Here is a 658-nt window from a genome sequence, read left to right as displayed (position 1 = left end):
GAAATCCACGCACGAATATATCCGCTTGACAAGTGGCTATCACTCTGTTATATTATGTGTAGCGGATATATTGCAAGTTCCCTAAAGTGATAGCCTAACGGCTACACTTTAGAACTTGTGAGGGTGGCAAGCCCCCCTTCAATCCCCCTTTGAGTGACCGCAGATATGCGGAAATTTGTTGAGTGATAGCCAAGATGAAAGAGAGGTAAAAGCATGAGTTGGGGCGAAGAACAGAAGAAAGAAATTGAGACAATCAGAGAGAGAAAAATCACAGTGAAATTGTCGGACGCAGATTGTGACCGACTGGCGAGAAAGTGTGGGGAGCATGGTCTGACTATCGGAGAGCTGATAGAGAATTTTGTCGGAGATTTAGTGGGCGGTACTTACTCCAATGGAAGTGATGAAAGAGATTATGCTGACCAGTGGTTCGAGCGTTGTTGGTTCGGAATGTTCCCAGAGCCTACACTGCTGAATCACTTATTGAATTTTGGTTATGAACCAGAGCATTATCTGGATATGTTGGAGAACGTAGAGACGATAAAATCCGACATTGAAATCACTAAACAGAACATAGCAGAGCCAAGTGATGAATGGAAAGACATTGTGTATCACAAGTACAATGATGATAGAACAAGCTATGAGTGTGTGCCTTGTTACA

General features: G+C 43.2%; 1 protein-coding gene. It reads left to right on the top strand.

The annotated features are described in order from the left end of the window. Positions 1 to 213 precede the first annotated feature (213 nt). Positions 214 to 658 (top strand): hypothetical protein (locus tag IE258_RS40780; protein WP_229892792.1); only part of this gene is annotated, 445 nt, incomplete at its 3' end.

It is taken from the genome of Streptomyces tendae (assembly GCF_014650435.1).
Classification (GTDB): Bacteria; Actinomycetota; Actinomycetes; order Streptomycetales; family Streptomycetaceae; genus Streptomyces; species Streptomyces tendae.
Note: the sequence above shows the minus strand (reverse complement) of the source record. Positions and strands in the feature narration are given on the sequence as shown.